Here is a 13,738-nt window from a genome sequence, read left to right as displayed (position 1 = left end):
TTTCGCGACGGCTGGTGTTGAAGCCAACCTCGACGTGGCTGATCGGGCCGAAGTCCAGGTCATGCTCGGCGGTGAACCGGGCGGCCTTGAGTTCGTCGGTGATCGACGGAGTGTTGTAGAAGCCGGCCTGGGTCAGAGCGCCGCCGGAGGCGCCGCCACCCCAACCCTGCGGGTCGGTCAGCTTGAACAGGTTGCGGTCGGTATAGTCGAGGCTCGAGCTGAACACCGTGCCGGCGCCCGGCGTGGTCGTGAAGCCCAGGGTGTCGGTTGCGCCGACGCCGTTCGGGCCGGTGCCCGAATAGGATTCAAAGATCACGTCCGTACGATCGGCCGAGGAGTAGCTCAGGTCGGTCGTCAGCGACCAGCCGTTGTCGGTCAGGTAGTTCAGGTTCCAGCCGGCCGATTTCAGGGTGGTGTCGCGGGTGTTCAGGTCGTTCCGCATCACGCCCTTGACGCCCGTGAAGGTGCCCTTGGTGATCAGGCCGGCTTCCGTGGTGCGGGTAGGCTGCAGCGAAGCTGCCGACCACTGCAGGGGCAGTTCGATGCCGCGCAGGATCTGCTCTTCGGCGAACTCCGAATAGTACATGTCCAGCGACGAGGTCAGCTTGTCGTTGGGCTTGTATTCCAGAACGCCGATGACGCCGAAACGCTCGAGGTTGTTGGACTGCACGTAGGGCTTGGCGCCGCCGATCACGCGATCATTGGCCGAGTTGATGGTCGGATAGCCCCAGGCGTTGAAGCGGCGGCTCTGGGTCGGGGTCGAGATGTCCGACACGGCCAGGGCGACGCCCACGGTGTCATCCGCGAACTGGTTGACGTAGGTGGCGCTGAAGCGGTGGCCCGTGTCCTTGGCGTCCGGGTTCAGCTTCTTCTCGCTGTTCATTTCATAGCGAGCATTGGCCGACAGGATGCGCTTGCCGTACTTCAGCGGACGGATCGTCTGCAGGTCGGCGGTGCCCGAGAGGCCCTGACCGATCAGGCCAGCGTCCGGGGTCTTGTAGACCACAACGCCCGACAGGATTTCCGAAGGATACTGGTCGAACTCGACGCCGCGGTTGTCGCCGGTCGAAACCTGTTCGCGGCCGTTCAGCAGGGTCGTCGTGAAGTCCGGGCCGAGGCCGCGGATCGAGATGACCTGGGCGCGGCCGTCAAGGCGCTGCGCGGTCAGGCCGGGCAGGCGGGCCAGCGACTCGGCGATCGAGGTGTCGGGCAGCTTGCCGATGTCTTCAGCCGAGATGGCTTCGACGATCGAGGTCGACGTCTTTTTCAAGGCGATCGAGTTTTCGATACCGGCGCGAATGCCGGTCACGACGATTTCCTCAACGGCGGTGTTGTCGTCTGCCGGCTTGGTCGTCGTTTCCTGGGCCTGGGCCATGCCGGCCGAGGCAAACATGAGCGCGAGGCTGGTCGCCGCGCCGCCCATCAACCGCGCACGGCGGTGTTGAAGTCTGAAGTCCATGTCTCACCCTCCCTGTCCGGCTCTGTGCGTTTCTGACGCTGCGATCGGAGCCGATACGCAAATTACTGCAAATTAATGCGCAGCAATCAACAGGAAAATGTCGCGAGACATTCCTGACGGGTCGAAAAGTGCGTCCTGACAGGGGGTATGTTGCCCATTTCCCCCATATAGGGGTTGGGTTTGCGAGGGGTCGGCGGAGAATCGATCTGATTTCGTGATTGACGCCGTGGGAAAGCGGCTGCAAATTTATGCAAATTATTGCAGTGTGGCGACCGGGTCATCGGGCCGGGCGACCTGCAGGGGGGAAGCGATGTCAGCCAGGGTCTCCTGGAAGCGGGCGCTGATGGCCATGACGGCCTTCGGTGTGCTGGCCGCAGTGAGCGGCAAGGCCCTCGCTGACGGGGCTGACGCATCATTCCGGCTGCGCCAGGCCCGCGACGAGGTCATTTACTTCGTTCTGCCGGATCGGTTCGCCAACGGCGACGCGACCAATGATCGCGGGGGACTCAAGGGCGGACGGCTCGAGACGGGCTTTGATCCGACCCACGCCGGATTCTATCACGGCGGTGACCTGAAGGGCCTCACCGAGCGGCTGGACTACATCCAGGGGCTGGGGGCAACAGCGATCTGGGTGGGCCCGATCTTCCGCAACAAAGCGGTGCAGGGCGCGCCGGGCCATGAGTCGGCCGCCCATCACGGCTACTGGATCACCGACTTCACCGACGTCGATCCGCACTTTGGAACGCGTGCCGAGTTCAAGACCTTCGTCGATTCGGCCCATGCACGCGGGATGAAGGTCTATCTGGACATCGTCGCCAACCACACAGCCGACGTGATCCGTTACCGCGAATGCCCGGCCAATGACTGTGGCTACCGCTCCAAGGCCGACTTTCCCTATTCACGCCGGGGCGGCCTGTCCGGCGCGCCGATCAATCCGGCCTTCGATGGACGGGATTTCGGCCGTGTGACCCGTTTCGACCACAGCTACTCGCCCTATGTTCCGGCGGGCGAAGAGACGGTCAAGAAGCCCGCCTGGCTGAACGACCCGACCTTTTATCACAACCGTGGGGACAGCACCTTTGCCGGTGAAAGCTCGCTGCTGGGCGATTTCGCCGGACTCGATGACCTCTTCACCGAGAACCCGCGCGTCGTGCAGGGCTTCATCGACATCTACGGCCAGTGGATCGACGACTTCGGCATCGACGGCTACCGCATCGACACCGCCCGCCACGTCAATCCCGAGTTCTGGCAGGCCTTCATCCCGGCCATGCAGGCCCGCGCCCGGGCCAAGGGCATCGAGAACTTCCACATCTTTGGGGAGGTGTTCGACACCGATGTCGCCACCCTGGCCCGACATACCAAGGTCGACGGCTTTCCCGCCGTGCTCGACTTTGCCTTCCAGTCGACCGTGACCGACATGATCGCCGGCAAGGCCGGGACGGATCGTCTGGCCCGGGTTTTTGCCGGTGACGTGCTCTATGAGGGCGGCGCGACGGCGGCCCTGCAGTTGCCCACCTTCCTGGGCAATCACGACATGGGGCGTTTCGGCTATTTCCTGCTCAAGGCCAATCCGGCCCTGTCGGACGGCGAGCTGCTCAGCCGCATGACCCTCGGCCACGCCCTGATGATGTTCTCGCGCGGCGTGCCGACGATCTATTACGGCGACGAGCAGGGCTTCACGGGCGACGGCGACTATGCCGACAGCCGCGAAGACATGTTCGCCAGCCAGGTTGCCCGCTATAGGGACAACCGGCTGATCGGGGTCCAGGGGACGCCGGACGGCGACCACTATCGTACCGACGGACCCCTTTACCGGAGCATTGCCGACATGGCCCGGATCCGCGGAGCCAACGCGGCGCTTCGTTCGGGGCGGCAGGTCGTGCGGGCCCAGAGCGAGCGTCCTGGCCTGCTGGCCTTTTCGCGTCTCGGCGAGCAGCGCGAATATCTGGTTGTCTTCAATACCGGGCTCACGCCGATCGCGGCCCAGGTGGAGGTCGAAACGACCTCCGGCACCTGGCGGTCGATTCGTGGGACCTGCGCCGGGGCCGCGTCGGCTCCCGGTAGCTATCGGGTCGAGATCGGCCCGCTGGATTACATGATTTGCGTTTCCGAGGGGCTACAGTGACGGTCAAGGTTCTTTCACGTCCGGCTGTGGAGTCCCAGGCGGAGTCCGAATGGTGGCGCGGTGCGGTGATCTATCAGGTCTATCCGCGCAGCTTTGCTGACTCCAACGGCGACGGAGTCGGTGACCTGCCGGGCATTACCGCGCGGCTGGAGCACATCGCGTCCCTGGGCGTCGACGCCATCTGGCTGTCGCCGTTCTACAAGTCGCCGATGAAGGACTTCGGCTACGACGTCTCCGACTATCTGGATGTCGATCCGATCTTCGGCACCCTGGCCGACTTCGATCAGCTGATCGCCAAGGCTCACGGGCTCGGGGTCAAGGTCATCATCGACCAGGTGTTTTCCCACACATCGGACGAGCATCCCTGGTTCGAAGCCAGCCGTCAGGATCGCACCAACCCCCATGCCGACTGGTATGTCTGGGCCGATGCCAAGCCGGACGGCTCACCGCCCAGCAACTGGCAGTCGGTTTTCGGCGGCCCGGCCTGGACCTGGGACGCCCGGCGCGGCCAGTACTACATGCACAACTTCCTGGCCTCGCAGCCGCAGCTGAACGTGCATGCGCCGGCCGTGCAGGATGCGCTTCTGGCTACGGCCAGGTTCTGGATCGACCGCGGGGTCGAGGGCTTCCGCTTCGATGCCATCAACTTCTCGATGCACGACCCGGCCCTGACCGACAATCCGCCCCTGCCGCCCGGCGGCAAGCGGACGCGGCCGTTCGACTTCCAGGACAAGATCCACAACCAGAGCCATGCGGACATCCCTAAATTCCTCAGCCGCCTCCGCGCCCTGACGGACGCCCATGGTGGCCGCTTCTCGGTGGCCGAGGTCGGCGGCGATCATGCCGATCGCGAGATGAAGCTGTTCACGGCCGGCGAGGACCGCCTCAACAGCGCCTATGGCTTCCTCTACCTCTATGCCGAGCACCTGACCGGCGAGATGGTGCGCCAGGGCCAGGCCATGTGGGCCGGGGCGGACGGCGAGGGTTGGCCCTCGTGGACCTTCTCCAACCACGATGCGCCGCGGGCCGTCTCGCGCTGGGCCGAGGGCCGGGATCGCAAGGCCTTTGCCGAGATGGCCCTGCTGCTGCTGGTGGCCCTGCGCGGCAATGTCTTCGTCTATCAGGGCGAGGAACTGGGCCTGCCCCAGGCCAATGTCCCGTTCGAGCGGCTGCAGGATCCCGAGGCCATCGCCAACTGGCCCCAGACCCTGGGTCGCGACGGGGCCCGCACCCCGATGCCGTGGGTGGCGAACGCGCCCCAGGCCGGTTTCTCGCCGGTCGAGCCCTGGCTGCCGGTCGATCCGGCCCATCTGCCGCTGGCGGTGGATGCCCAGGAAGCCGACCCGGCCTCGACCCTGCTTGTTGCGCGCCGCCTGATCGGCCTGCGCCGCCGGTTCCCGGTTCTGCGGACCGGCGACGTGACCTTCGTCGACAGCAACACGCCGCTGCTGATCTTTGAGCGCGGGGAGGGCAGCGAGGCGCTGCTGTTTGCCTTCAACCTCGGCCACGAGGCCGTGGCCTGGGCGCTGCCGGACGGCTGGACCCTCGCCGAAAGCGTCAATCTGGCAGACGACGGCGTGGTGCCGCCCTGCGGCGGGCTGATGGCGCGGAAGATCTAGTTGTCATCCCGGTGGCTCTCAAAACCCGCTCTCCCCGGCGAAAGCCGGGGTCCAGATTCAGCCTGAGCGTTTTGGGATGATGCGCCTTCCGCCTCAGCCAGACTCGAGCGTGTCCGTCGGTTCGATCTGGGCCCCGGCTCTCGTCGGGGGGCGTGGAGTCTTCGGCGGGCTAGCCCCCGCAGCTCTCCCGGATGATCAGATCGGTCGGCACCCGCTCGGAGCGGCTGGCCTTTTCACCGCTGGCGTCCAGCAGTTTGGAGACCATCAGCCGGCCCGCCTTGGCGGTGTCCTGGCTAATCGTGCTCAGGGCCGGGCTGCTGTAGCGGCTGAAGGGGACATTGTCGAAGCCGACTACCGAGACATCGCCCGGCACGCTGAGGCCGGCATGCTTGAGGGCGCGGATGGCCCCGAGAGCGATCAGGTCGGATGCGGCAACGACGCCGTCAAAGCTCACGCCGCGATGGATCAGCGAGTCGATCGAGGCCTCGGCCGACTCGACCTCGAAGTGCGCCGGAACGATGAGATCCGGGTCGACCCCCAGCTTCTGGTGCTCGAGGGCATCGAGATAGCCCCGGTGCCGCTGCATGGCTTCTGGGGCTTCGGTATCGCCCAGGAACACGATGCGCTTGCGACCCAGCCGAGCCAGGTGAAGCGTCGCCCGGCGGCCGCCCTGCGGGTTGTCAGAGCCGACCGAGCAGTAGTTCTGGTCCGGCAGCTGTGCGCCCCAGACCACGAAGCGGCCTTCGGTTTCCGACAGGCGGTTGAAGGCGGCGTGCAGCGAGCTCTGGCCCAGGAAGATCACGCCCTCGGCGCGGCTGGTGGTCATGGCCACCGACAGGTCTTCGAAATTGGCCGGGGCGATGTGGCTGACCAGAACGTCGCAGCCCCGCTCGCGGGCGGCTTCACCGACACCGGCGAACAGTTCGAGGAAGAACGGGTCGGACAGGCGGCCCTCACGGCCCTGCGGACGCGGCACGACGATCGCGATGGTCGCCTCGGCCCCGATCGGACCGGCCGGCATGTAGCGGCGGAACGGATAGTCCATTTCGCGCGCCAGCTTCCAGATGGCCTGCTTGGTGCGCTTGTTGACGGCCGGACTGTCGTTCAGGGCCCGCGAGGCCGTGGCGATCGACACCCCGGCCATCTTGGCCAGGTCTTCCAGACGGGTAACGCCCTTGCTCACGACCGCCCGATCCCGACTGCAAAATTTGCCGCAAAAGTTTTCATAAGCCCCTTAAGGCATCGTCGGCAGCGCTTGGCAAGTCCAGGCGCGGTCGCACCGAACGGAGTATCCCCATGTTGTTTCGTCTAGCGCTCGCGGCCTTCCTGCTGGTCGCCGCGCCCGCCCTGGCTGGTCCGACGGCGACCATCGCCTCGCCTGACAAGGTGCTGTCGGTCGAGGTCACCACCGACAATGACGGTCGCCCCAGCTATACCGTGGCGCGGCTGGGCAAGCCGTTGATCGCCCCGTCGCGGCTGGGCTTCATCCTGGTCGACGCCCCCAAGCTGGAGCGCAATCTGGTGCTGGCCGGCGAGGCGACCCGCAGCTTCGACGAGACCTGGGAGCAGCCCTATGGCGAGCGCCGGTTCATCCGCAATCGCTACAACGAACTGCGCGTCACCCTGGCCGAGAAGAACGGCCTGCAGCGCCGGTTCGACGTGGTGTTCCGCGTCTATGACGACGGCGTGGGCTTTCGCTACGAGTTCCCCGACCAGACCCATCTGAAAGAGGTCAAGATCGGCGAGGAACTCACCGAGTTCTCGCTGGCCGAACCGGCCACCGTCTGGTGGATCCCGGCCTTCGAGTGGAACCGCGAGGAATATCTCTATCATCGCACGCCCGTCGAAGAGGTCGGCGACGCCCAGACCCCGATGACGGTGCGCACCGACAACGGCCTGCACATCGCCTTCCATGAGGCGGCCCTGGTCGACTATTCGGGCATGAACCTGACCCGGGTCGAGGGCCGGCGCTTCAAGGCCAACCTGACCCCGGGCATCGGCGGCCCCAAGGTGATCCGCACCGCGCCGTTCCCGACTCCGTGGCGGACGATGCAGATCGCCGACACGGCCGGGGGCCTGGTCGAGTCCAACCTCGTCCTGAACCTCAACGAGCCCAACGCGCTGGGCGACGTCTCCTGGATCAAGCCGATGAAATATGTCGGCGTCTGGTGGGAGATGCACCTCGACAAGAAGACCTGGGCCTCCGGCGAGAAGCACGGCGCGACCACGGAAAACGCCATCAAGCACATTGATTTCGCCGCCAAGCACGGCCTGGGCGGGGTGCTGGTCGAGGGCTGGAACCTGGGCTGGGACGGCGACTGGTTCGGCAACGGCCAGGACTTCGACTTCACCAAGCCCTATCCCGATTTCGACCTGAAGAAGGTCACCGACTATGCCCGCAGCAAGGGCGTCTCGCTGATCGGGCACAACGAGACCTCGGGCAATGCCGCCCACTATGAGACCCAGATGGGCGCGGCCTTCGATCTCTATCATTCGCTCGGCATGTCGGCGGTGAAGACCGGCTATGTCGCCGATGCGGGCCAGGCCAAGGTGCTGGGGACCGACGGCCAGATCCACTACGCCTGGCACGAGGGCCAGGACATGGCGCGGCACCACCTGAAGGTCGTGACCGAGGCCGCCAAGCGTCAGGTGGCGATCAATGCCCATGAACCGATCAAGGACACCGGCCTGCGTCGCACCTATCCCAACTGGATCTCGCGGGAAGGGGCGCGCGGCATGGAGTTCAGCGCCTGGGGCCAGCCCGGCAATCCACCCGAGCACGAAGCCAACCTGATTTTCACCCGCATGCTGGCCGGGCCGATGGACTACACGCCGGGGATCTTCGGCATGAAGACCAAGGCCCCCGACGGCGTGGCCACCACCTGGGCCAAGCAACTGGCGCTGTATGTAACCCTCTACAGCCCGATCCAGATGGCCGCCGACCTGCTGGAGAACTACGAGGCCAATCCCAAGCCGTTCAAGTTCATTGAGGACGTGCCCGTCGACTGGTCCGAGTCGCATGTGCTGAACGGCGAGATCGGCGACTACGTCACGATCGTGCGCAAGGATCGCAAGAGCGACGACTGGTACCTGGGCGCGATCAGCGACGAGGAGGGCCGGGTCCTGACGGCGCCGCTGGGCTTCCTCGAGCCCGGCCGCCGCTACAAGGCCCAGATCTACCGCGATGGCGACAAGGCGGACTGGAAGACGGCCCCGCAGGACATCGTCATTGAGGAACGCGAGGTCACAAGCAGCGACGTCCTGACCTTGCGACTGGCCCCCGGCGGCGGTCAGGCCATCCGCTTCATGGCGGCCAGCAAGGGCAAGCCGCGGCAGTAGGGCAGGGTGTGCCGCCTCCGGCCAGATCCGGAGGCGGCTGTCCTGCAAATACCTGCAAATTTATGCAAATCTGTAGGATCCAGGGTCCGCGCCTGGAGGGATGCCGATTCACTTCAGGGGTGAAGGTCGCTGAAAGTCGTGATCAATCGGCTCTGAAATCCCTATGAATACCGGAAATCCGGATTGCGCAGTGTCCGGCGACGTGCGCAAATGCCGCCTCTGAAGGCTTATGAAAAAACTTGCGCATCGTCGGGCCAACCGACGGGCGATTGGGGGAAGCGGATGACCAAGGCCCGGCTGAATTTCTTCCAGATCTGGAACATGTGCTTTGGATTCTTCGGAATCCAGATCGGCTTTGGCCTGCAGAACGCCAATACCAGCCGCATCTTCCAGACCCTGGGCGTCGATGTGAACGACCTGGCGATCCTGTGGATCGCGGCCCCGGCCACCGGCCTGCTGGTCCAGCCGATCATCGGCTATCTCAGCGACAAGACCTGGGGGCGGCTGGGTCGCCGCAGGCCCTATTTCTTCTGGGGCGCCATCCTGACCAGCCTGGCCCTGGTGATCATGCCCAATGCGCCGGTGCTGTGGATCGCCGCCGCCGCGCTGTGGATCATGGACGCCTCGATCAACATCACCATGGAGCCGTTCCGCGCCTTTGTCGGCGACAACCTGCCCGAAGAGCAGCGGACCACCGGCTACGGCATGCAGACCTTCTTCATCGGGGTCGGTGCCGTGCTGGCCTCGGCCCTGCCGTGGATGCTGACCAACTGGTTCCATGTCGCCAATACCGCCGCGCCGGGCGTCGTGCCCGACGCGGTGCGGATCGCCTTCTATACCGGCGCCGCCGGCCTGCTGCTGGCGGTGATGTGGACGGTGTTCACCACCCGCGAATACAGCCCCGAACAGGTCGAGGGCTTTGAAGCGGCCCGGCTGGCGGCCCTCGGGCCGGACGTGGCTCCCGTGGTTCAGCCAGACCGGCCGGTCTCGGTTCTGCAGAGCTGGGGCGTGGCCTTTGCCGCCACCGGCGTGCTGGCCGCTGTCCTGATCGTGTCCCTGAAGCTGGAAAAGGAACTCTATGTCCTGGCGGCGATGATCGGCGGCTTCGGCGTCTGCCAGCTCGTCGCAGCGATGCTCAAGCGCGCCGGCCGCACCGGCAACGGCTTCATGGAGGTGGTCGAGGACCTCTTCGCCATGCCCTCGACCATGAAGCAGCTGGCGGTGGTCCAGTTCTTCTCGTGGTTTGGCCTGTTCGCCATGTGGATCTACACGACCCCTGCCGTGGCCGCCTTCCACTATCATTCCACCGACGCCACCTCGGCCGCCTACAATGCCGGGGCTGACTGGGTGGGCGTGCTGTTTGCCGTCTATAACGGCGTCGCCGCCCTGGCCGCCCTGTTGATCCCGCAGATCGCCAGGGTCGTCGGCCGCCGGGCCAGCCATGCGATCAACCTGACGCTCGGCGGGCTGGGCCTGCTGTCGTTCCCGTTCATCAAGGATCCGACCCTGCTTTGGGTCTCGATGATCGGCGTCGGCTTTGCCTGGAGCTCGATCCTGTCGGTGCCCTATTCGATCCTGTCCGGGGCCCTGCCGGCGCGGAAGATGGGCGTCTACATGGGCATCTTCAACTTCTTCATCGTCATCCCGCAGCTGCTGGCCGCCACCGTGCTGGGCCTGCTGCTGAAGACCTTCTTCGGCGGTCAGGCGATTTTTGCGCTGGTGCTGGGGGCAGGGGCCTTCTTCATCGCCGCGATCAGCGTGTTTGCGGTCAGTGACCCCGAGGATCCGGCCCGTCGTAGCGCAGGAAAGGCCGAGTGATGGATCGCCGTCTCTTTCTCGCCACCGCCGCCACCGCGGTGCTGACGGCCGGCACGGCCCGGGCCCGCGCGGTGTCGGTCGGCCGGGTCGTCGAGTATCCGGTCTTCAAGTCCGCCCATGTCGATCCGCGGCGGGTCACGGTCTGGCTGCCGCCGGGCTATGACACCGGCAGCGCGCCGCATGCCGTGCTCTACATGCACGACGGCCAGAACCTGTTCGATCCGGACGGCGCGCCGTTCGGCGAATGGGGCGTCGACGAGGTGCTGTCCGACCTGATCGCCAAGGGCCAGGTGCCGCAGACCCTGGTGGTCGGGGTCTGGAACACCGCCAAGCGCTATATCGAATACGGCCCCGCAGCCCTGGTCGAGGCCGTGCCTGAGCCGACCCGCTCGGTGCTGAAGGCCCAGGCCCGTGGACCGCTGGAATCGGACGGTTATCTGAAGTTCCTCGTCGAGGAGCTGAAGCCCTTCATCGACCAGACCTATCGCACCCTGCCGGGACGCGAGCACACGACCCTGATGGGCTCGAGCATGGGCGGGCTGATCTCGCTCTATGGCGGGCTGAACTATCCCGAGGTCTATGGCGCGGTCGGCTGTGTCTCCACCCACTGGCCGCTGGGCAGCGGCGAAGGCTCCGGCGTGTCGCGCGACCAGTGGCGCTCTGACGTCCTGGCCGGCATCACCGCCTATCTGGACAAGGCCCTGCCGTCACCGCCGCGCACCCGCTTCTATTTCGACCACGGCGACCAGAACCTCGATTCCAACTATGCGCCGTACCAGGCCCGGGTGGACGCGATCTTTGCCGCCAAGGGCTATCGCAAGGGCCGGGAGTTCGAGAGCCTGGCCTTCCCCGGTGCGGACCATAACGAGCCGTCGTGGAACCGCCGCCTGACCATCCCACTGAAATTCCTGCTCAACCCCGCCGCCCCGGCGGGGGCCTGAGCCGCCGTCCGCCCCTTCGGGAGATCGACCCCATGCGTACCTTGAAGCTTCTTGCCCTGGCCTCGACGGCCGTCTTCGCCGTGGCCGGCTCCGCCGCCGCCCAGACCGCGCCCGGTGCGCCCGGAGCCCGGTCGACCTGGGCCTATGCCGCCAAGACCGGCGTCGGCGCATCCTATGAGGCCTATACCGACGGGGCGTACAAGGACGGCGGCGCGACCGGCGTGGTCTCCAAGGTCTGGTTCTCGGTCGCCGACGGCGTGCTGACCGAAACCATGTACGGCCTGATCCACCAGGCCCAGATCAAGCAGATGCGCTTTGCGGTCCAGACCGCGACCGGCCTGGCGGTCGAGGGGGCCGACACCACGGCCAAGACCGAATATCTGCACGTCGACGCCGCCGGCCGGCCGCTGTCGCCGGCCTACAAGATCACCACCACCGACAAGCAGGGCCGCTTCGTCATCGAGAAGCGGATCTTCACCGATCCTGACCGCCAAAGCCTGATGGTGCGGGTCACAGTGACGGCGCTGAAGGGGTCGGTGACGCCCTATCTGCTGCTGGAACCGCACATGGCCAATACCGGGGCCGGTGATGCCGGCGCGGCCAGCAAGACGGCCCTGACCGCCAATGAGGGCAACACGTTCCTGACGCTGAAGGGCTCCAGGCCCTTCGTCGCGGCCAGCGCCGGGTTCCTCGGGGCCTCGGACGGCCTCACCGACCTGAAGGACGGCAAGCTCGACAAGCTCTATGCCTCGACCGGCAAGGCGCGCGGCACGATCATGCTGACCGGCCAGTTGCCCGCGACCGCGCAGTCGGTATCGGTCGACTATGCCATCGGCTTCGGCAAGACCGCCGCCGACAGCGCTGCGGCCGCCGACGGCACGCTAAAGACGGGCTATGCCGAGGTCCTGGCCCGCTATAACGGCGAAGGCGCGCGCGTGGGCTGGGAGGACTATCTGGCCTCGCTGAGCCAGCTGCCGCGCCTGCGCGACGCGGCCATGGACGGCGGCAAGCTGGTCCAGGCCAGCGCCCTGATGCTGAAGGTGCAGGAAGACCGCACCTATGCCGGGGCCCTGATCGCCTCGCTGTCGAACCCGTGGGGCGACACGGTCGACGCTTCCAAGCCCTCGACCGGCTACAAGGCCGTCTGGCCGCGTGACTTCTACCAGTGCGCCATGGCCCTGGCGGCCCTGGGCGACATCCAGACTCCGCTGGCGGCCTTCCACTATCTGCCGACCGTACAGGTGGGCCGCAAGACCAAGGGCAATACCGGGGCCGGGGGCTGGTTCCTGCAGAAGTCGGAAGTGGACGGCACACCTGAATGGGTCGGGGTCCAGCTGGACCAGACCGCGATGCCGATCATGCTGGGCTGGAAACTCTGGAAGCAGGGCTGGCTGCCGGAGGCCGAGCTGAAGGCCTACTACGCCCGGATGATCAAGCCGGCCGCCGACTTCCTGGTCGACGGCGGCAAGGTGGGCCTCGGCTGGAACAGCGCCACCATCGTTCCGCCCTTCACCCAGCAGGAACGCTGGGAAGAGCAGGGCGGCTACTCGCCCTCGACCACGGCGGCGGTGATCGCCGGTCTCGTCGTGGCCGGTGACATCGCCGAACTGTCCGGCGACACGGCCTCGGCCGCCCGCTATCGCAAGACGGCCGATGACTACTCGTCGAAGGTCGAGCGCCTGATGGTCACCACCAAGGGCTCGCTGGGCGACGGCCGCTACTATCTGCGCCTCAACAGCGACCAGGACGCCGAGAACAAGAGCCCGGTCGAGTCGCGCAACGGCCAGGACACGGTCGCCGAGGACAAGATGCTGGACGGCGGCTTCCTGGAGCTGGTCCGCTACGGCGTGCGCCGGGCCGATGATCCGGCCGTCCTGGCCACCCTGCCGGAACTGGACGACGAGGCCGTCGAGGACCTCTATCGCGTCCGCTACAGCTTCACCTTCCCGGGCGTGGAGGGCAGCTATGCCGGCTGGCGACGCTACGGGGTCGACGGCTATGGCGAGGACACCAAGACCGGGGCCAATTATGGCGAGATCGATCCGCTGCCGCGCGGTGGACGCGGCCGGGTGTGGCCGATCTTCACCGGCGAGCGTGGCCATTACGAGCTGGCCCTGGCCGGCCTGAACGGCGCGCCGGACAAGGCGGCGATCGACCGGGTCCGCGCCCAGTACGTCAAGGGCATGGAACTGTTTGCCAATGACGGCCTGCTGATCCCCGAACAGGTCTGGGATGGTGTCGGCACCGCTCCGGCCCACGGCTATGTCCGCGGCGAGGGCACCGACTCGGCGACACCCCTGGCCTGGTCGCATGCCGAATACGTCAAGCTGCTGCGCTCGGTCAGCGACGGCGCGGTGTGGGACAGCTATGCGCCGGTGAGGGCCCGCTTCGCACGCTGAGCCGCTCTGGCCTGTGGGACGAATGGCCGCATGGCTGT

General features: G+C 66.3%; 8 protein-coding genes. 6 read left to right on the top strand and 2 right to left on the bottom strand.

All coding sequences use genetic code 11. The features are described 5' to 3' along the window. Positions 1-1,459: TonB-dependent receptor plug domain-containing protein (locus tag DBR10_RS20255; protein WP_442861125.1), on the bottom strand; the 1,459-nt coding region annotated here is incomplete at its 3' end. Positions 1,460-1,769: 310 nt separating this feature from the next. Here DBR10_RS20255 and DBR10_RS16610 point away from each other — a divergent pair. Then, positions 1,770-3,584 carry an alpha-amylase family glycosyl hydrolase gene (locus DBR10_RS16610; protein WP_108504871.1) on the top strand — a complete coding sequence of 605 codons (1,815 nt, stop codon included), beginning with the start codon at positions 1,770-1,772 and terminating at the stop codon, positions 3,582-3,584. Then, positions 3,560-5,203: an alpha-amylase family glycosyl hydrolase gene (locus tag DBR10_RS16605; RefSeq protein WP_108504872.1), complete on the top strand. Its 1,644-nt coding sequence runs from the start codon at positions 3,560-3,562 to the stop codon at positions 5,201-5,203. Before DBR10_RS16610 ends, DBR10_RS16605 begins: the two co-directional genes overlap by 25 nt. A 169-nt stretch (positions 5,204-5,372) precedes the next feature. Here DBR10_RS16605 and DBR10_RS16600 read toward each other — a convergent pair whose 3' ends face one another. Beyond that, positions 5,373-6,386, bottom strand: coding sequence for a LacI family DNA-binding transcriptional regulator (locus DBR10_RS16600; protein WP_108504873.1), 1,014 nt, complete (start codon positions 6,384-6,386; stop codon positions 5,373-5,375). Between the two features lie 113 nt (positions 6,387-6,499). Between DBR10_RS16600 and DBR10_RS16595 the strand changes: the two genes are divergently transcribed. From DBR10_RS16595 to DBR10_RS16580, 4 genes are all read left to right on the top strand, one after another. Continuing rightward, positions 6,500-8,542 (top strand): glycoside hydrolase family 97 protein, encoded by a 2,043-nt coding sequence (locus DBR10_RS16595; RefSeq protein WP_108504874.1) that lies wholly within the window; start codon positions 6,500-6,502, stop codon positions 8,540-8,542. 282 nt (positions 8,543-8,824) lie between these two features. After that, positions 8,825-10,360 (top strand): MFS transporter, encoded by a 1,536-nt coding sequence (locus DBR10_RS16590; RefSeq protein ID WP_108504875.1) that lies wholly within the window; start codon positions 8,825-8,827, stop codon positions 10,358-10,360. Beyond that, positions 10,360-11,301: an alpha/beta hydrolase gene (locus tag DBR10_RS16585; protein ID WP_108504876.1), complete on the top strand. Its 942-nt coding sequence runs from the start codon at positions 10,360-10,362 to the stop codon at positions 11,299-11,301. Before DBR10_RS16590 ends, DBR10_RS16585 begins: the two co-directional genes overlap by 1 nt. A gap of 32 nt (positions 11,302-11,333) precedes the next feature. Continuing rightward, on the top strand, positions 11,334-13,700 hold the full coding sequence (locus tag DBR10_RS16580; protein ID WP_108504877.1) for a glucan 1,4-alpha-glucosidase: 2,367 nt from the start codon (positions 11,334-11,336) through the stop codon (positions 13,698-13,700). Positions 13,701-13,738 lie beyond the last annotated feature (38 nt).

This window comes from Caulobacter sp. HMWF025, assembly GCF_003060965.1.
Classification (GTDB): domain Bacteria; phylum Pseudomonadota; class Alphaproteobacteria; order Caulobacterales; family Caulobacteraceae; genus Caulobacter.
Note: the sequence above shows the minus strand (reverse complement) of the source record. Positions and strands in the feature narration are given on the sequence as shown.